The organism is Mesorhizobium newzealandense, assembly GCF_042682145.1.
Taxonomy (GTDB): domain Bacteria; phylum Pseudomonadota; class Alphaproteobacteria; order Rhizobiales; family Rhizobiaceae; genus Mesorhizobium; species Mesorhizobium newzealandense.
In genome coordinates, this window is record NZ_JBHUGZ010000001.1 from 473501 (window position 1) to 495197 (window position 21697).

The 21697-nt window shown below is 62.3% G+C and carries 7 protein-coding genes and 1 pseudogene; 4 read left to right on the forward strand and 4 right to left on the reverse strand.

Annotation, left to right across the window (positions count from 1 at the left end; translation table 11 throughout):
- Positions 1-422: 422 nt before the first annotated feature.
- The gene (locus ACFSOZ_RS02070; protein WP_379092994.1) at positions 423-13478 is read left to right on the forward strand and encodes a VCBS domain-containing protein; all 13056 of its coding nucleotides are present in this window, start codon (positions 423-425) and stop codon (positions 13476-13478) included.
- 292 nt (positions 13479-13770) lie between these two features.
- Here ACFSOZ_RS02070 and ACFSOZ_RS02075 read toward each other — a convergent pair whose 3' ends face one another.
- The 4 genes from ACFSOZ_RS02075 to ACFSOZ_RS02090 all read right to left on the reverse strand — a co-directional run bounded on the left by ACFSOZ_RS02075 (position 13771) and on the right by ACFSOZ_RS02090 (position 17970).
- Positions 13771-15117, reverse strand: coding sequence for an HlyD family type I secretion periplasmic adaptor subunit (locus tag ACFSOZ_RS02075; RefSeq protein ID WP_379092997.1), 1347 nt, complete (start codon positions 15115-15117; stop codon positions 13771-13773).
- A complete protein-coding gene (locus ACFSOZ_RS02080) occupies positions 15104-16870 on the reverse strand; it encodes a type I secretion system permease/ATPase (protein ID WP_379093000.1) in 1767 nt (588 codons plus the stop codon). The genes ACFSOZ_RS02075 and ACFSOZ_RS02080 overlap by 14 nt, the downstream gene beginning before the upstream one ends.
- Positions 16871-17210: 340 nt before the next feature.
- Positions 17211-17543, reverse strand: coding sequence for a hypothetical protein (locus ACFSOZ_RS02085; protein ID WP_379093003.1), 333 nt, complete (start codon positions 17541-17543; stop codon positions 17211-17213).
- A gap of 91 nt (positions 17544-17634) precedes the next feature.
- The gene (locus tag ACFSOZ_RS02090; protein ID WP_379093006.1) at positions 17635-17970 is read right to left on the reverse strand and encodes a MurR/RpiR family transcriptional regulator; all 336 of its coding nucleotides are present in this window, start codon (positions 17968-17970) and stop codon (positions 17635-17637) included.
- Positions 17971-18130: 160 nt separating this feature from the next.
- Here ACFSOZ_RS02090 and istA point away from each other — a divergent pair.
- The 3 genes and pseudogenes from istA to ACFSOZ_RS02105 all read left to right on the forward strand — a co-directional run bounded on the left by istA (position 18131) and on the right by ACFSOZ_RS02105 (position 21682).
- Positions 18131-19659: pseudogene (gene istA, locus ACFSOZ_RS02095) on the forward strand (IS21 family transposase).
- Positions 19649-20461, forward strand: coding sequence for an IS21-like element helper ATPase IstB (gene istB, locus ACFSOZ_RS02100; protein WP_379093009.1), 813 nt, complete (start codon positions 19649-19651; stop codon positions 20459-20461). Before istA ends, istB begins: the two are co-directional and overlap by 11 nt.
- Positions 20462-20629: 168 nt before the next feature.
- Positions 20630-21682: a LacI family DNA-binding transcriptional regulator gene (locus tag ACFSOZ_RS02105; protein ID WP_379093012.1), complete on the forward strand. Its 1053-nt coding sequence runs from the start codon at positions 20630-20632 to the stop codon at positions 21680-21682.
- Positions 21683-21697: the final 15 nt, after the last annotated feature.

The window sequence follows — 21697 nt, forward strand, 5'->3', positions numbered from 1 at the left end:
ACCGGAGACGGGGCCTGCGGCTTTGCCGAAAATGCGACCATCCTCATTTCCACGCCCCTGGCCGTTGTTTCCATCGATGTGTTGGACAACAATCTAGCCGCAATCGAACATTGCCCTATCGATGATGAGTTTTCTGCCTCGACAGATGCGAAAAAATCCTCGGTCGCCGATAACGAAGATATCGCCGACATCAGGCATCCGGCGGCCTCGCGAGCGTGGGCGTTTGGCGTCGGGACAAGTCTCATTGGCCTGAATGCGAACTCGTTTGGTCCTGGCGCTCTCGCCCAGGATCAGGCCGTTTGTTGGCGAAGGCGAACTTGCCCGCATAGGTTTGCAATTTTTGAGCGACCCGCCGCAAGCGGCAGGTCGCCGTCGGCAATTCTCGACCGACAAGAACAACTAGCGAAATAGGGGGACGGGGTATGGCAACGACCATTGGCACAAGCAGCAACGACAATCTAGTCGGCGGTAGCGGAGACGACGTGCTTTTGGGGGGCGCTGGAAGCGATCGCCTGAATGGCGGGTCAGGCGCCGATACGCTCGATGGAGGCAGTGGTTTCGATACGGTCCTGGGCGGATCGGGGGCGGACATACTTATCTATCGAGCGTGGGAAAATCAGTACAAGATTGGCAGCCAATTCTACGGCACTGGGATAACGGCCGGACAAACAGTCTTTTCCGGCTACGACGTCTACGACGGCGGCAACGGCAATGCTGCGAAAGGCACTGCCGAGATCGATACGCTCGTTATCTATCTAAGCAATGAGCAACTCGCCAATGCGTCGTTCATGGCGGCGTTTAACGGTGAAATTGCTCAGTTTCGTGCGTTTATTGCCGCAAACTCGAACTCGAATACGGGCCAGGCAGGTCAAGCAGAATTTACATTCACTTCGATCAATCTCAAGGTCTCCGCGATCGAGCAGGTTTCAGTCGGTCTCGATCCGACTTCGCCCGTCGGCTTCAACGATACCAATGGAGCCGATCTCGTGCGAGAGGCTGGCGTTGGGCCGGGGAATACACCGTTTTCGGGCGATTCCACGGCGGCAGGTAATGTGCTGGCTAACGACACGGATTCCGACGACGGTCAGGCGTCGCTGGTCGTGTCGGCGGTCCGGACAGGTACGGAATCCGGATCAGGAAGTGCCGGCACGGTCGGATCTGCATTAGTGGGCACCTATGGCTCACTGACCTTGAATGCGAACGGAACTTATACCTACACGCTCAACAACAGCGATGTGGACACCAACTCGCTCGCGGACGGGGTCACAGTCACTGAGGTGTTTACATACACCGTCCGTGACCCTCACGGGCTTACGGATACCGCGCAGCTGACCGTCACCGTCACCGGCACCAACGACATCGTCTCGATCACCAGCGGCGCACAGAATGGCGCGGTCGTCGAAGATGCCGACACGACGCCTTCGCCGACCGACTCGCTCAACGCCGCCGGCACGATCACGTTCAGCGACGTCGACCTCAGTGACGGCCATACCGCTTCGTTTGCTCCGACCGCCGGCGAAACCGCGCTTGGCACCTTCTCGCTCGACCCAGTCAGTGAAGCCGCGAACGCCGCCAACGGCTCCGTGCAGTGGCACTACGCCCTCAACAACGGGGCTTCGCAGTACCTCGCCGCCGGCCAGAGCGTGGTCGAGCATTACACCGTAACGGTCAACGACGGCCACGGCTCGACGGCAACGCAGGTCGTAGCCGTCACCATCACCGGCACCAACGACATCGTCTCGATCACCAGCGGCGCACAGAATGGCGCGGTCGTCGAAGATGCCGACACGACGCCTTCGCCGACCGACTCGCTCAACGCCGCCGGCACGATCACGTTCAGCGACGTCGACCTCAGTGACGGCCATACCGCTTCGTTTGCTCCGACCGCCGGCGAAACCGCGCTTGGCACCTTCTCGCTCGACCCAGTCAGTGAAGCCGCGAACGCCGCCAACGGCTCCGTGCAGTGGCACTACGCCCTCAACAACGGGGCTTCGCAGTACCTCGCCGCCGGCCAGAGCGTGGTCGAGCATTACACCGTAACGGTCAACGACGGCCACGGCGCGACGGCAACGCAGGTCGTAGCCGTCACCATCACCGGCACCAACGATGCACCGGTCGTCGCCGCAACCGACGTCACCGGCGCGGTCACCGAGCTGGTCGCCCCGGTCGGCAACCTCACCGACACCGGCACCATTGCCTTCACCGACGTCGACCTCACCGACGCCCACAGCATCAGCCCAACGATCACGGCCTCGGCCGGCGCGCTCGGCGCCCTCACCGCCAGCGTCACCACCGACACCACCGGCTCCGGCCTGGGTGGCGTGATCACCTGGAACTACAGCGTCGCCGATAGCGACGTGGAGTACCTCGCCAAGGACCAGACCAAGGTCGAGACCTTCACCATCACCCTCGACGATGGCAACGGCGGCACCGTGGATCGCACGGTTTCGGTGACCATCACCGGCACCAACGATGCACCGGTCGTCGCCGCAACCGACGTCACCGGCGCGGTCACCGAGCTGGTCGCCCCGGTCGGCAACCTCACCGACACCGGCACCATTGCCTTCACCGACGTCGACCTCACCGACGCCCACAGCATCAGCCCAACGATCACGGCCTCGGCCGGCGCGCTCGGCGCCCTCACCGCCAGCGTCACCACCGACACCACCGGCTCCGGCCTGGGTGGCGTGATCACCTGGAACTACAGCGTCGCCGATAGCGACGTGGAGTACCTCGCCAAGGACCAGACCAAGGTCGAGACCTTCACCATCACCCTCGACGATGGCAACGGCGGCACCGTGGATCGCACGGTTTCGGTGACCATCACCGGCACCAACGATGCACCGGTCGTCGCCGCAACCGACGTCACCGGCGCGGTCACCGAGCTGGTCGCCCCGGTCGGCAACCTCACCGACACCGGCACCATTGCCTTCACCGACGTCGACCTCACCGACGCCCACAGCATCAGCCCAACGATCACGGCCTCGGCCGGCGCGCTCGGCGCCCTCACCGCCAGCGTCACCACCGACACCACCGGCTCCGGCCTGGGTGGCGTGATCACCTGGAACTACAGCGTCGCCGATAGCGACGTGGAGTACCTCGCCAAGGACCAGACCAAGGTCGAGACCTTCACCATCACCCTCGACGATGGCAACGGCGGCACCGTGGATCGCACGGTTTCGGTGACCATCACCGGCACCAACGATGCACCGGTCGTCGCCGCAACCGACGTCACCGGCGCGGTCACCGAGCTGGTCGCCCCGGTCGGCAACCTCACCGACACCGGCACCATTGCCTTCACCGACGTCGACCTCACCGACGCCCACAGCATCAGCCCAACGATCACGGCCTCGGCCGGCGCGCTCGGCGCCCTCACCGCCAGCGTCACCACCGACACCACCGGCTCCGGCCTGGGTGGCGTGATCACCTGGAACTACAGCGTCGCCGATAGCGACGTGGAGTACCTCGCCAAGGACCAGACCAAGGTCGAGACCTTCACCATCACCCTCGACGATGGCAACGGCGGCACCGTGGATCGCACGGTTTCGGTGACCATCACCGGCACCAACGATGCACCGGTCGTCGCCGCAACCGACGTCACCGGCGCGGTCACCGAGCTGGTCGCCCCGGTCGGCAACCTCACCGACACCGGCACCATTGCCTTCACCGACGTCGACCTCACCGACGCCCACAGCATCAGCCCAACGATCACGGCCTCGGCCGGCGCGCTCGGCGCCCTCACCGCCAGCGTCACCACCGACACCACCGGCTCCGGCCTGGGTGGCGTGATCACCTGGAACTACAGCGTCGCCGATAGCGACGTGGAGTACCTCGCCAAGGACCAGACCAAGGTCGAGACCTTCACCATCACCCTCGACGATGGCAACGGCGGCACCGTGGATCGCACGGTTTCGGTGACCATCACCGGCACCAACGATGCACCGGTCGTCGCCGCAACCGACGTCACCGGCGCGGTCACCGAGCTGGTCGCCCCGGTCGGCAACCTCACCGACACCGGCACCATTGCCTTCACCGACGTCGACCTCACCGACGCCCACAGCATCAGCCCAACGATCACGGCCTCGGCCGGCGCGCTCGGCGCCCTCACCGCCAGCGTCACCACCGACACCACCGGCTCCGGCCTGGGTGGCGTGATCACCTGGAACTACAGCGTCGCCGATAGCGACGTGGAGTACCTCGCCAAGGACCAGACCAAGGTCGAGACCTTCACCATCACCCTCGACGATGGCAACGGCGGCACCGTGGATCGCACGGTTTCGGTGACCATCACCGGCACCAACGATGCACCGGTCGTCGCCGCAACCGACGTCACCGGCGCGGTCACCGAGCTGGTCGCCCCGGTCGGCAACCTCACCGACACCGGCACCATTGCCTTCACCGACGTCGACCTCACCGACGCCCACAGCATCAGCCCAACGATCACGGCCTCGGCCGGCGCGCTCGGCGCCCTCACCGCCAGCGTCACCACCGACACCACCGGCTCCGGCCTGGGTGGCGTGATCACCTGGAACTACAGCGTCGCCGATAGCGACGTGGAGTACCTCGCCAAGGACCAGACCAAGGTCGAGACCTTCACCATCACCCTCGACGATGGCAACGGCGGCACCGTGGATCGCACGGTTTCGGTGACCATCACCGGCACCAACGATGCACCGGTCGTCGCCGCAACCGACGTCACCGGCGCGGTCACCGAGCTGGTCGCCCCGGTCGGCAACCTCACCGACACCGGCACCATTGCCTTCACCGACGTCGACCTCACCGACGCCCACAGCATCAGCCCAACGATCACGGCCTCGGCCGGCGCGCTCGGCGCCCTCACCGCCAGCGTCACCACCGACACCACCGGCTCCGGCCTGGGTGGCGTGATCACCTGGAACTACAGCGTCGCCGATAGCGACGTGGAGTACCTCGCCAAGGACCAGACCAAGGTCGAGACCTTCACCATCACCCTCGACGATGGCAACGGCGGCACCGTGGATCGCACGGTTTCGGTGACCATCACCGGCACCAACGATGCACCGGTCGTCGCCGCAACCGACGTCACCGGCGCGGTCACCGAGCTGGTCGCCCCGGTCGGCAACCTCACCGACACCGGCACCATTGCCTTCACCGACGTCGACCTCACCGACGCCCACAGCATCAGCCCAACGATCACGGCCTCGGCCGGCGCGCTCGGCGCCCTCACCGCCAGCGTCACCACCGACACCACCGGCTCCGGCCTGGGTGGCGTGATCACCTGGAACTACAGCGTCGCCGATAGCGACGTGGAGTACCTCGCCAAGGACCAGACCAAGGTCGAGACCTTCACCATCACCCTCGACGATGGCAACGGCGGCACCGTGGATCGCACGGTTTCGGTGACCATCACCGGCACCAACGATGCACCGGTCGTCGCCGCAACCGACGTCACCGGCGCGGTCACCGAGCTGGTCGCCCCGGTCGGCAACCTCACCGACACCGGCACCATTGCCTTCACCGACGTCGACCTCACCGACGCCCACAGCATCAGCCCAACGATCACGGCCTCGGCCGGCGCGCTCGGCGCCCTCACCGCCAGCGTCACCACCGACACCACCGGCTCCGGCCTGGGTGGCGTGATCACCTGGAACTACAGCGTCGCCGATAGCGACGTGGAGTACCTCGCCAAGGACCAGACCAAGGTCGAGACCTTCACCATCACCCTCGACGATGGCAACGGCGGCACCGTGGATCGCACGGTTTCGGTGACCATCACCGGCACCAACGATGCACCGGTCGTCGCCGCAACCGACGTCACCGGCGCGGTCACCGAGCTGGTCGCCCCGGTCGGCAACCTCACCGACACCGGCACCATTGCCTTCACCGACGTCGACCTCACCGACGCCCACAGCATCAGCCCAACGATCACGGCCTCGGCCGGCGCGCTCGGCGCCCTCACCGCCAGCGTCACCACCGACACCACCGGCTCCGGCCTGGGTGGCGTGATCACCTGGAACTACAGCGTCGCCGATAGCGACGTGGAGTACCTCGCCAAGGACCAGACCAAGGTCGAGACCTTCACCATCACCCTCGACGATGGCAACGGCGGCACCGTGGATCGCACGGTTTCGGTGACCATCACCGGCACCAACGATGCACCGGTCGTCGCCGCAACCGACGTCACCGGCGCGGTCACCGAGCTGGTCGCCCCGGTCGGCAACCTCACCGACACCGGCACCATTGCCTTCACCGACGTCGACCTCACCGACGCCCACAGCATCAGCCCAACGATCACGGCCTCGGCCGGCGCGCTCGGCGCCCTCACCGCCAGCGTCACCACCGACACCACCGGCTCCGGCCTGGGTGGCGTGATCACCTGGAACTACAGCGTCGCCGATAGCGACGTGGAGTACCTCGCCAAGGACCAGACCAAGGTCGAGACCTTCACCATCACCCTCGACGATGGCAACGGCGGCACCGTGGATCGCACGGTTTCGGTGACCATCACCGGCACCAACGATGCACCGGTCGTCGCCGCAACCGACGTCACCGGCGCGGTCACCGAGCTGGTCGCCCCGGTCGGCAACCTCACCGACACCGGCACCATTGCCTTCACCGACGTCGACCTCACCGACGCCCACAGCATCAGCCCAACGATCACGGCCTCGGCCGGCGCGCTCGGCGCCCTCACCGCCAGCGTCACCACCGACACCACCGGCTCCGGCCTGGGTGGCGTGATCACCTGGAACTACAGCGTCGCCGATAGCGACGTGGAGTACCTCGCCAAGGACCAGACCAAGGTCGAGACCTTCACCATCACCCTCGACGATGGCAACGGCGGCACCGTGGATCGCACGGTTTCGGTGACCATCACCGGCACCAACGATGCACCGGTCGTCGCCGCAACCGACGTCACCGGCGCGGTCACCGAGCTGGTCGCCCCGGTCGGCAACCTCACCGACACCGGCACCATTGCCTTCACCGACGTCGACCTCACCGACGCCCACAGCATCAGCCCAACGATCACGGCCTCGGCCGGCGCGCTCGGCGCCCTCACCGCCAGCGTCACCACCGACACCACCGGCTCCGGCCTGGGTGGCGTGATCACCTGGAACTACAGCGTCGCCGATAGCGACGTGGAGTACCTCGCCAAGGACCAGACCAAGGTCGAGACCTTCACCATCACCCTCGACGATGGCAACGGCGGCACCGTGGATCGCACGGTTTCGGTGACCATCACCGGCACCAACGATGCACCGGTCGTCGCCGCAACCGACGTCACCGGCGCGGTCACCGAGCTGGTCGCCCCGGTCGGCAACCTCACCGACACCGGCACCATTGCCTTCACCGACGTCGACCTCACCGACGCCCACAGCATCAGCCCAACGATCACGGCCTCGGCCGGCGCGCTCGGCGCCCTCACCGCCAGCGTCACCACCGACACCACCGGCTCCGGCCTGGGTGGCGTGATCACCTGGAACTACAGCGTCGCCGATAGCGACGTGGAGTACCTCGCCAAGGACCAGACCAAGGTCGAGACCTTCACCATCACCCTCGACGATGGCAACGGCGGCACCGTGGATCGCACGGTTTCGGTGACCATCACCGGCACCAACGATGCACCGGTCGTCGCCGCAACCGACGTCACCGGCGCGGTCACCGAGCTGGTCGCCCCGGTCGGCAACCTCACCGACACCGGCACCATTGCCTTCACCGACGTCGACCTCACCGACGCCCACAGCATCAGCCCAACGATCACGGCCTCGGCCGGCGCGCTCGGCGCCCTCACCGCCAGCGTCACCACCGACACCACCGGCTCCGGCCTGGGTGGCGTGATCACCTGGAACTACAGCGTCGCCGATAGCGACGTGGAGTACCTCGCCAAGGACCAGACCAAGGTCGAGACCTTCACCATCACCCTCGACGATGGCAACGGCGGCACCGTGGATCGCACGGTTTCGGTGACCATCACCGGCACCAACGATGCACCGGTCGTCGCCGCAACCGACGTCACCGGCGCGGTCACCGAGCTGGTCGCCCCGGTCGGCAACCTCACCGACACCGGCACCATTGCCTTCACCGACGTCGACCTCACCGACGCCCACAGCATCAGCCCAACGATCACGGCCTCGGCCGGCGCGCTCGGCGCCCTCACCGCCAGCGTCACCACCGACACCACCGGCTCCGGCCTGGGTGGCGTGATCACCTGGAACTACAGCGTCGCCGATAGCGACGTGGAGTACCTCGCCAAGGACCAGACCAAGGTCGAGACCTTCACCATCACCCTCGACGATGGCAACGGCGGCACCGTGGATCGCACGGTTTCGGTGACCATCACCGGCACCAACGATGCACCGGTCGTCGCCGCAACCGACGTCACCGGCGCGGTCACCGAGCTGGTCGCCCCGGTCGGCAACCTCACCGACACCGGCACCATTGCCTTCACCGACGTCGACCTCACCGACGCCCACAGCATCAGCCCAACGATCACGGCCTCGGCCGGCGCGCTCGGCGCCCTCACCGCCAGCGTCACCACCGACACCACCGGCTCCGGCCTGGGTGGCGTGATCACCTGGAACTACAGCGTCGCCGATAGCGACGTGGAGTACCTCGCCAAGGACCAGACCAAGGTCGAGACCTTCACCATCACCCTCGACGATGGCAACGGCGGCACCGTGGATCGCACGGTTTCGGTGACCATCACCGGCACCAACGATGCACCGGTCGTCGTTGCCGGCGGCAATACCGACACCGTGGTCGAGGCCGGCAATCTGGACAACGGCGCGGTTGTCGCCGGCGATCCGTCGGCCAGCGGGACGCTGGCGTCGACCGATGTCGACGACGGCGCGACGGCGACCTGGAGCGGCTCGGCGACGGGCACCTATGGCGCATTCGCCATCGACGCGGCCGGCAACTGGACCTTCACGCTGGATCAGGACGCGGCCGACCATCTGGCCGAGGGCGCCAGCGACACCCAGTCGTTCACCGCCACGGTGACCGACGACAAGGGCGCGACGGCGACCGAAACCGTCACCATCACCATCACCGGCACCAACGACGCGCCCATTGCCAATGCCGACACCGGAGCGGTGCTGGAAGATGCGACCCTTACTGTGTCTGCCGCGAATGGCGTGATCAGGGGCACCACGAGTGGATCGGTGGCCGACGCCGACGTCGACAATGCCAACAACACGCTGGTGGTGTCCGGTGTGGTCGCGGGCGCCGGCGCCGTAACGCAGGGCGTGGGAGTCGGCAGCTCGCTCGCCGGCACTTACGGTCACCTGACGCTGAATGCCGACGGCTCGTACAGCTACGTGGCGGACACCGCCAACAGCCTCGCCGCCGGGGTCACAGCGGTAGACACGTTCACCTACACCGACAAGGATCCATTCAATGCGGTGTCGAACACTACGACGCTGCAGATCACGGTAACCGGCACCAACGACGCGCCGACCATCACGGCTGGCGCACAGAGCGTACAGCTGGTGGAAGCCGCTGTTGGCACGCCAGGCACTGCTTCGGCCAGCATCGCGCTGGCCAAGGGCGATGTGGACGCAGGCGACGCGGCTGTCTACGACGGCACGGCACTGACCACCAACGGCTGGGCGACCGGCAATGGCGGGGTGACCTACACCAAGACCGGCACTTACGGCACCGCCACACTGACCACCGGCACGGGCGTGGTGAGCTACGCTCTCGACAACGCCGACACCGACACCAATGGATTGGCCCAAGGCGCCAGCGTCAGTGACAACTTCACTGTCTATGTCAAGGACGGCAGCACCGGCACCGCCAGCACCGCGGTGAACTTCGCCATCACCGGCACCAACGATGCGCCGATCATTGATCTGAACGGCGTGGGCGCCGGCAATGACGCGACGGCCTCGTTCACGGAGCAGACGCCGCTGGTTATCGCGCCTTTGGCGACGGTGACGGACGTCGACTCGGCGAACCTGACGTCCCTGACGGCGACGCTGACGGCGCGGCCCGATGGGAATACGGTCGAATCCCTGTCGCTGAACGCCAGCGCCACGGCGGCTACGGCCGGACTGACGGTGCTCTACACCGCAAGCACCGGCATTATGTCGATCACCGGCTCGGCTTCACAGGCCACCTACCAGACGATCCTCGACGGCATCGTCTACAACAACACCAGCGACGCGCCGACGACAGCAGCTCGGACGGTGAACGTCGTTTCTAGCGACGGCACGGACAGCAGCGTCTCGCATAGCGTCACCATCAGCGTCACGCCGGTCAACGATGCACCGGTGGCGGCCAACGACACCGGCTCGGCCACCGAGGCGGGCGGCACCGCCAACGGGACCGCGGGCAGCAATGCGACCGGCAACGTTGTTACCACCGGGCCGGGAGCCGACAGCGACATCGACAACGCCACCGCCTCGCTGGTGGTTTCGGCGATCCGCACCGGCACCGAGGCCGGCTCGGGCACCAGCGGCACGGTCGGCACCGGGCTGGCAGGCCAGTACGGCACGCTGACGCTCAACGCCGACGGCAGCTACAGCTATGCCGTCAACAACAGCAATGCCACCGTCCAGGCGCTCAATGCCGGCGGCACGCTGACCGACACCTTCACCTACACGGTCAAGGATCCGGGCAACCTCACCGACACGGCACAGCTCGTCATCACCATCAACGACGCCAACGACGCGCCGGTGAATACGGTGCCTGGTGCGCAGGAGGTGGCGCAAAATACCAACGTGACATTCAACGGCGCCAAACTCATCTCGATCTCCGACGTTGACGTAGGCGCTGGTACCGAGACGGTGACGCTGTCGGTCGCACACGGGACGCTGACGCTATCGGGTACCACTGGCATCTCGTTCACCACGGGCGACGGTACGACCGACACCACCATGACCTTCTCCGGCACCGTGACGAACATCAATAACGCCTTGAATGGTCTTCTCTACAATCCAACTGATACTTTCGTCGGCGCCGATACTTTGACGATCACGACGACGGATCTGGGTGGATTGAGCGATAGCGACACCGTTACAATCAATGAGGAGAGCCCCAACCCGGGTACGCTGACGACTAGTCCGACCGATGTCATCTTCTACGCGAGCGGCACGAACAACGTAAACGGAACAGATGCCACTCTGAACAATGGAGACAAGATAACCGGCGGTACAGGCAACGATACGTTGACCATATCCGACGGGAGCCTCGGGACTCATACATTTGGGGATGGCACGGGAAGTACTACGCTGCTCACCAACTTCGAATCGCTCGTGTTGCTCGATTCCAACAGCGGAAATCATACCGACACGTTCATCTTCGCGTCCACCTTCCAGAACAACGGGACGCTGACGATTGACGGATCGGGTATTACAGGAAACGGAGACCTTGTCGTCAACGCAAGCGCAGTCACGACCGGGGCCTTCAATATCACCGGCAGTTCCGGAAACGGCGGTAATGACACCCTGACCGGCGGATCCGGCAATGACACGATCAACGGCGGCGGAGGCACCGGAGACGACACCATTACGGGTGGCGGCGGCGCCGACACCGTAACGGGCGGTGGAGGTGCGGACACCTTCATCGTCAATTCCGGACAATCGCTGGCGACTGTTGGAGGTAGCGGCAATGCCGGTACGATCACAGGGTACGACGTGGTTACCGATTTTGCCGCGGCCGCGGATTTCCTCGATTTGCAAGGTACACCGGCAGCCGCGACGGGCGCGAACGTCAATGGAACCGATTCTACGCTGACCATTGGCGGTCAAACGATAAAGTCGCACACGATTTCGAACGGCATCATCACCTTTGACGATGCAGACGGCTTCAATGCAGCGCTAAATCTGAGTGCCACCGACACGTCGCGAGTCGCCGCTGCAGTTCAGTATTTGCAAAACAACGATATCGGCGCTGCGGGTGCGACGGTGGCGTTCACCGCGACGATAAACGGAACGGCCCACACCTATGTTTACGAACAGGTTGGTGCCACCCCGAATCCGGCGAACGACATCCTTGTCGATCTCTCCGGCGTCACAGTGGCCAATCTTGCCACATTGATCACCAACACCCACGTCAAGCCCGCCGGCGTTGCCGGAGAGCCGATCAATCTGGCTCTAACGAACCCTTCGGGGGATCTCGCCAATGCCATCGTGGTCGTCGTCTCCGGCGTCCCTGTGGGCTGGAGCATCAGCGGGGGCACCGATAATGGCGACGGTACCTGGACGGTTCAGAGCAACGATGTGCAATCGCTGACGGTCACCACGCCGGCCGATTTCGCCGGGGCGGCTCTGCTCGAGGTCTCGATGACCTGGACGAACGCAGACGGCACGATCGGAACCAAGTTCGTCGCCGACAATGTCGAAGCCTACGCACCGGGCTCGCCGATCTTTGCCTGGTCCGGCGACGACGTGCTCACCGGCTCGCACGGCAACGACCTGTTCGTCTTCTCGCAGCCGATTGGCAATGACACGGTGCACAGCTTCGACACGGCCGCGGACCATATCGATCTCATCGGCTATTCCGGTTTCGCGAGCTTCGCCGACGTCCAGGCGCATATGGCCGAAGATGGTAACGGCAATGCGATGATCACGCTTGCGGATGGCCAGTCGATCACGCTCGACGGCGTGCACTCGAGTGCGCTCACCGGAAGCAATTTTGTCTTCGACCAGACGCCGGTGGTCAACAATGCCGGGACCATGACGATCGGCGACGGCGCATTGCTGCCGCTGAGCGGCACGATCAACAATACCGGCCTTATGTCGCTCGACTCGGCCGGCAACGACACCCTGCTGCAGCTGATCCAGCACGGCATCACGCTGCAAGGTGGTGGACAGATCGTCCTGTCCGACAGCGATGCGAACGTGATCTCCGGGACGGCTGCCGACGTCACCCTGACCAATGTCGACAACACCATCTCCGGCGCCGGCCAACTCGGCGGCGGTTTGCTGGGTCTGAACAATCAGGGCACGATCATCGCCACCGGCACCCATGCGCTGGTTGTCGACACCGGCAGCAGCACCATCGTCAACTCGGGAACGCTGGAGGCGACAGGGTCGGGTGGCCTGACAATCAACAGTGCCGTCGCCAATTCCGGACTGATCTGGGCCCATGGCGGCGACGTCACGATCGGTGGTCAGGTCACCGGCGACGGCGATGCCATCATCGGAAACATGTCGCAGCTGGAGTTTCACGCCGCCTCTTCCGCAGACGTCATCTTCGGGGCGGATGCGGCTGGCACATTGCGGCTGGACGATTCATTCGATTTCAGCGGCAGCATCGCCGGCATCACCAATGATGACAAAGTAGACCTCGGAGATATCTGGTACGGCACCGGAACATCCGCTGTCTATCAGGCAAACCAGGATGGAAGTGGGGGAACGTTGACCGTTTCGGACGGCACCCATGATGCCACGCTCCACATTGTCGGCGCTTACGATGCAGACAGCTTCACCGTAGCCGACGACGGCACCGGGCGGACAGTGGTTGGTTATAATCCGGCGGACGACTTCCACTTCGTCTGACGTTAAAGGCCGCAGGATGTGATAGCGGGCGCCGGGTCAATCCGGCGCCCGCTTCACATCCGAGCTTCCGATATCCGGGAGGGGGCGGGCCCAAAGCGCGTCGCGTTGAAACGGATTCAGTCGACGCGCTTTAAGTCTTTGTTTTTATGCATGTCTCCGTCCCAAAACCGGGGCCACTTTTGGGCGACATGCATTGGAGCGGTTCTATCTCTTTGTTTTGACGCAATTCCCTGAGGGAAAGCGCTACGCGCTTTTCCCGGGAAAACCGTTTCACACTTTTTCTGGGATTGCTCTATCGCTCCCGGAAGGCGCGCTGGAACGAATCCACCAGCGGCTTGGTCAGATAGGCTAGAAACGTTCGTTCGCCGGTTGAGATGAATGTTTCGACCGGCATGCCGGGATAGATTTGCTCGGGCTTGACCTGCGGCGGCAGCTTGTCGGCCATTTTAAGCCGGACGGTGAAGTAAGGCAGTCCCGTGCTGGGCGTTGTCAGCCGGTCCGCCGAAATGTAGAACACCTTACCAGGCACTTTCGGCGTCGTGCGCGCATTGAGCGCGGTGAACATCATGTTCGCATCCTGCCCCACACGGATCGAGTCGATGTCTTCGGGCTTTATCCTGGCCTCGACGATGAGGTCGTTCGTGGTCGGCAGAAGCTCCATCGCCACCTCCCCCGCTCGGATGACGCTGCCTTCGGAATTGTAGAGCGATCGAACGATGATGCCGTCCACCGGTGCCCGGATGATCGTCCGGTCCAGGACCGATCGAGCAGCGTTGATTTGTTCCTCGAGGTCCGCGACCTGCGCCCGGGCTTTGTTCAGTTCCGTGACGGCATCCTCGACCCGGCTGGTTGTGAGCCGTTCGATCTGCTGACGCGCTTCCACGGTCTGGGTCGCCGAGCTGGCAATCTGCGCTTCCAAAGATCCTGCCTGGCCTACCAGCTCGGCAGTGCTGCGCAGAAGATCGGTATATTCGGAACGATTCGTGAGCCCTTTTTTCAGCAGCTCTTTTTTTCTTTCCGTCTCCTCGTTGACGATCGCAAGCTGATTTTCCGCTGCCTCCTTCTGGGCCTTTAACCCGACAACGGCGTCCTGAAGAGCTGCTACCCTTTGCTTCAGAATCCCCTGTTCCGCGCCGTAACGCGCTAGCCGCGCCTGAAATTCCTTGTTTTGCTCTCCGAAGACACCGCTATATTCGGAGGCGCCTGAATAGGCTCCCAGGTCACTGGACAAGACAATTTTATCGAGGCCGTCGCGTTCTGCTTCGAGTCGAGAAATTTCAGCTTTTTGTGCAACCCACTGCTTGAGAACGCGGTTGAGCTGGGACTGCGCCACCGTTGGATCGAGCACGATCAGGGCCTGGCCTCTTAAGACCCTGTCACCCTCGCGAACTCTAATGCTGCCGACAACACCTCCTTCGAGGTGCTGGATCATCACATTCTGCCCTGCTGCCGCGACCACACCCGGCGCTATCGTTGCTCCGGCAATCGGTGCAGTGGCTGCCCAGAACCCGAAGCCGAGCACGAAAACGGCCACGCTTGCATATCCCGCCAGCGTGATCCGATCCGTGCGTGTAGCGATGTTGCTCTGCCAGCGATACACCTTGGCGCCCGTCTGGATGGTTTGGCTAGGAACCGTCATTAGCGACCTTTACCTCCACGCGAGCAGGTGACGGGAAAGGCACCACTCCTTCGTTGTCATGCGACTGAGCAGCCGCCGCCGCTGCTTGGCCCCGTCGCTGGGCGAGTTGGTCGAGCACGTCCTTGGTCAAACCGTAGATCTCGACCTGGCCATTGCGCAGCATGAGTATGCGATCGCATTTGGAAGCGAGGGAGGGACGGTGGGTTATGACGAGCACGGTGGTTTTTCGTGAACGCGCCTGGATGATCGCCCGCTCGAGTGCGGCTTCGCCGTCGGAATCAAGATTCGCATTGGGCTCGTCGAGAACCAGGACCTTGGGATCGCCATAAAAGGCGCGCGCAAGTCCAATGCGCTGACGCTCACCGCCTGAGAGGCGAACGCCAGTGGGGCCGATCACCGTCGCGTATCCGTTTCTCTGCCCCAGGATGAGCTCATGTACCTGCGCCTGCTGGGCCGCCTGGACCAACTTTTCGTCAGGTGCGTCCGGCTCAAAGCGCGCAATGTTCTGGGCGATGGTTCCGGGGAAGAGTTCCACATCCTGCGGAAGGTAGCCAATGTGACGGCCGAGCTCCTCCGGATCCCAGTTTCGAATATCGCCGCCATCGAGACGGATGGCGCCGGAACGGGGTTGAATGGCACCGACGATGAGCCGCGCCAGCGTCGATTTTCCGGCCTGGCTCGGGCCGACGATAGCGACGGTTTCGCCAGCGGTGACCTCGAAGGTCACCCGCTTTATGAGCGGCAGCGCGCCGTCGGCCGATCCAGGAAGTTGATAGACTACCTGATCCGCGCTCAACGCTCCTTCAGGGGGCGGCAATGCTATGTTTTCCTGCTTGCCTGGCCCGGACCGGGAAGCCGAAAGCCTCTTCCATGCAAGATTGGCGTCGGTGATCTGCCGCCAACTTCCAACGATCTGATCCAGAGGTTGCAGAGCGCGCGCGGATATCATCGATGAGGCAAAGATCATGCCCGCGGTCATCTCGTTGTGCAGAACCAGATAGGCACCGACGCCCAATATCGCGATCTGCAGCACCGAACGCGTTGTGCGGGACACACCGCCATAGAATGCGTTGATGCGAGCCAGTCCGTCGGCAGCGTGCAGTGAGTCGGAAAAGCGGGTCCCCCAGAACTCAATCGCGTTGGACACCATGCCGAGCGCACGGACCGTTTCGAAGTTTCGCGCGAAGGCCTGCGCCGAATTCATCGAGGCGCTAAGATTCTCCGCCGCCTCCTTGCCAGGCCGCGAACTCGCGACCTGGTTCAGCACGGCGATGGAAACCATGAGAACCGCTCCGATGACCGTTACCAGGAAGAGCAACGGGTGGATGAAATAAAGCAGGGCCACGAAAATGGGCCCAAAAGGGAGGTCGAATAGAAAGAAGATGGTTCGCGAAGCGATGAATCCACGCAGGGTTGCCAAATCCCGCAAGGCTTGGACATCGCCGAGGCCAGCGCGCGGGCCACTCATTGCGGCGAGAAAGGACGATGTACCCAAAGAGACATCCAGTCGCGCGGCAAGTCGGCTTGCATACACGCCCCGCACGACTTCGAGCACTCCGAAAAGCAAAAGCGACGAAAGCGCAAGCAAGGTTAGGTAGGTGAGAGTATCCAGGTTGGCGGCGGGCAAAACTCGATCATATACCTGCAGCATGTAGAGAGGCAGAATTAACACCAGGGTGTTCATCACTGCAGAGAAGAGGCCCAATTCGACCACGCTCCTCGACAGCACCTTTCTGCTTGTAGAACTGGACATCCCCAAAATTGCCTCCCCCCGGGATAAGCGGTCAAATTAGACAATCTTTATATATCATACGGGGTCGCCACGCTATCGGTTGGGATTCTTTTGATAGCCATAGTAAAGACCGCCAAAGCGGGGCTGAGGCGCTACGACAGGTAGGCCTGCGGCCCGATCGGCCGAGTTAACCGAATGGCGAGCGCCTTCGAGGGTTTGAGCCTTCTGCCGAAGTCAGAACGCTCCGTCCTTCAGGTCTCCATACAGTCTGTCGGACGACTTAGAGGAAGCATCCGGCAAGACCGCGACGCTGACAGCCAGACTTCATCCGGAGGCAGATGATCTCGCTCGCAATCCGCTATCAAACTCGCTCAAACCATCCCATTCGCACATCGTTGCCGCCGATTGCATCGCTGAAGGGTCTTTCGAAGCCGGGAGTGTTGAGCTCCGTGTGACGGTGCCACCAGCAACACGGAGAAGTTTGACGAACGGCCCAACGCTGCGATCGTCGACTTGAACAGGAGTGCTCGGTTCGCGGCATAGCCGCCTTCACCGCCTCAAGTTCCTCGGTCGCATCGAAGGCCGAGATGGCAGCCTGCTGAGAAAGCGCATTGACGCTGAGCGCGATATTCTGCGCCAAGTACAGGCGTTTTAGGATCGAGAAACTCGGCCGCATCCAGGGCATACGCGACATCAAGTCCGACATTCCGATGCAGAAGATTAAGCACTCATGGCAAAATCCCGGTGTAGGCGCAGGGTAGCAACTGGCGCATCTGCACACATGTTCAACGATCCAGCCAGCCTGATCGTTGCGGACCACGTTCGTGGCTCGCGTGGGAAGAATGCACCGCCCGAGCGCGCAGGTTATGCTGAAAGAACTTCTTCATTTCTCGAAAAGAAGAGAACCCACAACAACGAGCGAGCCTTGTCAGCGCTGAGGTGGCAACGCCACAACGGCGGGCTATCGCGGCCGCGCTTTCAAATGCAATGATGTCTGGTTTTTCGAGCGCTTGCCGAGCCACCTTCTCAAGGGCTGGGGTTAATCGAAGCTCGCGCTTCGCGATTGCCGTTTTGAGTTCTTGAAGACACTTCGGTCTGTCTGCAAGCACTGGCGATCTCATTCGAAAGCCTCCAAAATTAGATGAATCAGCGGCCAAATATCCTCAAACTGTTGATTGCCACTGAGAACTGACCCGGTAACACAGGATATTTCCACCGAGAATTGACCCATGTTTGAACCTTGCCCTGCGTGTTTTCAGCGGGGGCTACGGAGTGATCGACATGGCATTATTGAGCGTGATCCGACGCTGGCATTTTCGAGAGCATTTATCGATCCGAGAGATTAGCCGTAGGACCGGCCTGTCGCGGAATACGGTGCGCAAATACCTGCGGGTGGGCGGCGTGGAGCCGAAGTTCAAGGTTCCAGAGCGGCCGAGCAGGCTTGACGCATTTGCCGACCGTTTGTCGCCTGGCTGAGGACGGAAGCCAAAAAGAACCGCAAACAGAAACGCACGGTGAAGCAGTTGCATGCCGATTTGCTGAGCCTTGGCTATGAGGGTTCCTATGGTCGTGTTGCCGCTTTCGCTCGGGAGTGGAAGGCGGATCTGCAGAGGGAATTACAGACGACAGGGCGCGGGACATTCGTGCCGCTTGCGTTTGATCCGGGTGAAGCATTCCAGTTCGACTGGTCCGAGGATTGGGCAATCATCGGCAACGAACGCACCAAGTTACAGGTGGCACATACAAAGCTCAGCTACTCCAGGGCCTTCATCGTGCGAGCCTATCTCCTGCAGACGCACGAGATGCTGTTCGACGCCCACAATCATGCCTTCCGTGTCTTTGGCGGCGTTCCCCGGCGCGGCATCTACGACAATATGCGGACCGCGATCGACAAGGTCGGCCGCGGCAAGGAGCGCGACGTCAACGTCCGCTTCATGGCAATGGCCAGCCACTATCTCTACGAGCCTGAGTTCTGCAATCCGGCCTCTGGCTGGGAGAAGGGACAGGTCGAGAAGAACGTGCAGGATGCGCGTCATCGACTGTGGCAACCCATGCCGCGCTTTCCATCACTGGAAGCCCTGAACGACTGGCTGGAGCTTCGATGCAAGGAGTTTTGGCACAAGACCCCGCATGGCAAAATGCGCGGCACCATTGCCGATATCTGGGCTGAGGAAGCCCAGGCTCTCATGCCGGCGTCCCGTCTCTTCGACGGCTTTGTCGAATACACCAAGCGGGTCTCCCCAACCTGCCTCGTGCATTTAGAGCGCAACCGCTACAGCGTTCCGGCGTCCTTTGCCAATCGGCCCGTGAGCCTTCGGGTCTATCCGGATCGTGTCGTGGTTGCCGCGGAAGGTTTGATCATCTGTGAGCATCGCCGCATCATCGATCGCTCGCATGATCGGCCAGGACAGACGGTCTACGACTGGCGGCACTATCTGGCTGTCGTTCAGCGCAAGCCAGGCGCCCTACGCAACGGAGCACCCTTTGCCGAACTTCCCGATGCATTCAGGTCGTTGCAGCAGCATTTGCTCAAGAAGCCGGGCGGTGATCGCGAGATGGTCGAGATCCTGGCACTTGTCCTGCAACACGACGAGGAGGCCGTGCTCCTGGCCGTTGAGATGGCGTTGGAAGCCGGTGTTCCTACCAAAACCCATGTGCTGAACCTTCTCCATCGGCTCATCGACGGCAAATTGCTCACGCCCCCGACCATCAGTGCTCCTCAGGCTTTGACGCTCACCAATGAGCCGAAGGCCAATGTCGAACGCTATGATGCTTTGAGGAAGGCCCTGGAGGTGCGCCATGCGTCATAACCCTGCCAGCGGCGCAATCGTCATCATGCTCCGGAGCCTGAAGATGCACGGCATGGCGCAAGCTGTGGGCGAACTCACCGAACAGGGAGCGCCAGCGTTTGAAGCCGCCATTCCGATCCTGTCGCAACTGCTCAAGGCCGAGACGGCGGAACGCGAGGTCAGGTCGACAGCCTATCAGCTCAAAATCGCACGCTTTCCAGCCTATCGCGATCTCAACGGCTTTGACTTCGCCAGCAGCGAGATCAACGAGGCACTCGTGCGGCAGCTTCATCGTTGCGAGTTCGTCGATGAAGCTCACAACATTGTGCTTGTCGGCGGCCCCGGAACAGGCAAAACCCATGTTGCCACGGCCTTGGGCGTGCAGGCCATCGAGCATCATCACAAACGGGTTCGCTTCTTCTCGACGGTCGAGCTGGTCAATGCGCTGGAACAGGAGAAGGCTCAGGGGAGATCCGGCCAGATCGCCAATCGCCTTGTCCATTCCGATCTCGTGATCCTGGACGAACTTGGGTATCTGCCGTTCAGTGCATCAGGTGGAGCATTGCTCTTCCATCTGCTGAGCAAACTCTACGAACGCACCAGCGTCATCATCACCACAAACCTCAGCTTCAGCGAGTGGGCCAGTGTCTTCGGCGACGCCAAGATGACAACCGCCCTTCTCGACAGGCTGACGCATCATTGCCACATCCTGGAAACCGGAAACGACAGCTTCCGGTTCAAGAACAGCTCCGCACACGAGCCTAAAAAAGCGAAGGAGAAAGCCAGAACCTTGACCCTCAACCCCGAACCGAAACATACATGACAGGCGGGTCAAATCTCGGTGGAAATACCGGGTCAGTTCTCAGTGAAAATCAACACATGGCCAACTGCCGTGATCTGCTTCGAATAAGATACGTTGACGCAGGTCAAATCAAGATAGAGACTAATCGGCACAAAGCGATTGTATCAGACGTATCACGGTGGCAGCTTAATGAGACATATTGCATCAAAAAGGCTCATCTCAAGACCTACAATACGCGATCTAGCCTCTGCTGCCGGTGTGTCGGTCGCCACAGTCAACCGCGTGCTCTCGGGAGTTGCCGGTGTTCGAGAGCCGACCCGCGAAGCTGTTCGTGCGGCCGCCGAGGCGATCGATTTCTACGGTGTTGGCGCGATCCAGTCGCGTAACGCTGCTGCCCGGCAGAGGTTTCGGTTTGGCGTGCTGCTGCTGCAACCACACCGACCCTTCTACCAACTTCTGGCCGAAGCTCTGCGATCGGCCGCTGCAAACGTCGATGCGGACGTCGACATAAAAGTCGAACACTTGGAAGACTTATCGCCCGAGAACACCGCTTCTCGTGCGCTCGCACTCGCCCAGACCTGTCAAGCCATTTGCATCACGACAGCTGTCCATCCGACCGTAACCCACGCACTCGAAACCATTCAATCGACGGGAGTGCCCGTCTTTGGCTTGATTTCGCAACTATCGGCTACCGGGCAATTCCCCTACATCGGCCTGGACGATTGGAAGGTTGGTCGCACAGCGGCTTGGGCATTTGCCAATGTTTGTCATGCGCCCGGCAAGCTCGGGATCCTGATGGGAAATCATCGCTACCGCAACCAGGAGATGAACGAGTCCGGTTTTCGCTCGTATTTTCGTGAACATGCTCCGGAGTTTGTTTTGTTGGAGCCACTGTCCACGTTTGAATCATCGGCAATCGCACACGAAATGACCGAGCGCCTGCTGCGCGAACATCCTGATATTTCAGGCTTGTACGTTTCGGGCGGCGGCATCACAGGCGTGATGGCCGCAGTAAGGGCGAGTGGATGGGCGGGCAAGTTGGTTGTCGTGGGATATGAGCTTATGGACGTCACGCGCGCCGCCTTGCTTGACGGCACTCTCACGCTCGTGATCGCCCACCCCCTCCGCCGTCTTGCCGCGGCAACCGTGGATAGCATGATACGCGCCGTCAAAGGCAGTGCCGACCCAAGCAGCTATACGTCAGTCGTTCCATTCGAAATATTTACGAAAGAAAACATCTAACAACTTTCATCGCAC

Coding starts and splice junctions, on each gene's coding strand:
- ACFSOZ_RS02070 (WP_379092994.1), top strand. CDS start 423: ATGGCAACGACCATTGGCACAAGCAGCAACGACAATCTAGTCGGCGGT.
- ACFSOZ_RS02105 (WP_379093012.1), top strand. CDS start 20,630: ATGAGACATATTGCATCAAAAAGGCTCATCTCAAGACCTACAATACGC.
- ACFSOZ_RS02075 (WP_379092997.1), bottom strand. CDS start 15,117: ATGACGGTTCCTAGCCAAACCATCCAGACGGGCGCCAAGGTGTATCGC.
- ACFSOZ_RS02080 (WP_379093000.1), bottom strand. CDS start 16,870: ATGTCCAGTTCTACAAGCAGAAAGGTGCTGTCGAGGAGCGTGGTCGAA.
- istB (WP_379093009.1), top strand. CDS start 19,649: ATGCGTCATAACCCTGCCAGCGGCGCAATCGTCATCATGCTCCGGAGC.
- ACFSOZ_RS02085 (WP_379093003.1), bottom strand. CDS start 17,543: ATGTCGCGTATGCCCTGGATGCGGCCGAGTTTCTCGATCCTAAAACGC.
- ACFSOZ_RS02090 (WP_379093006.1), bottom strand. CDS start 17,970: ATGAGATCGCCAGTGCTTGCAGACAGACCGAAGTGTCTTCAAGAACTC.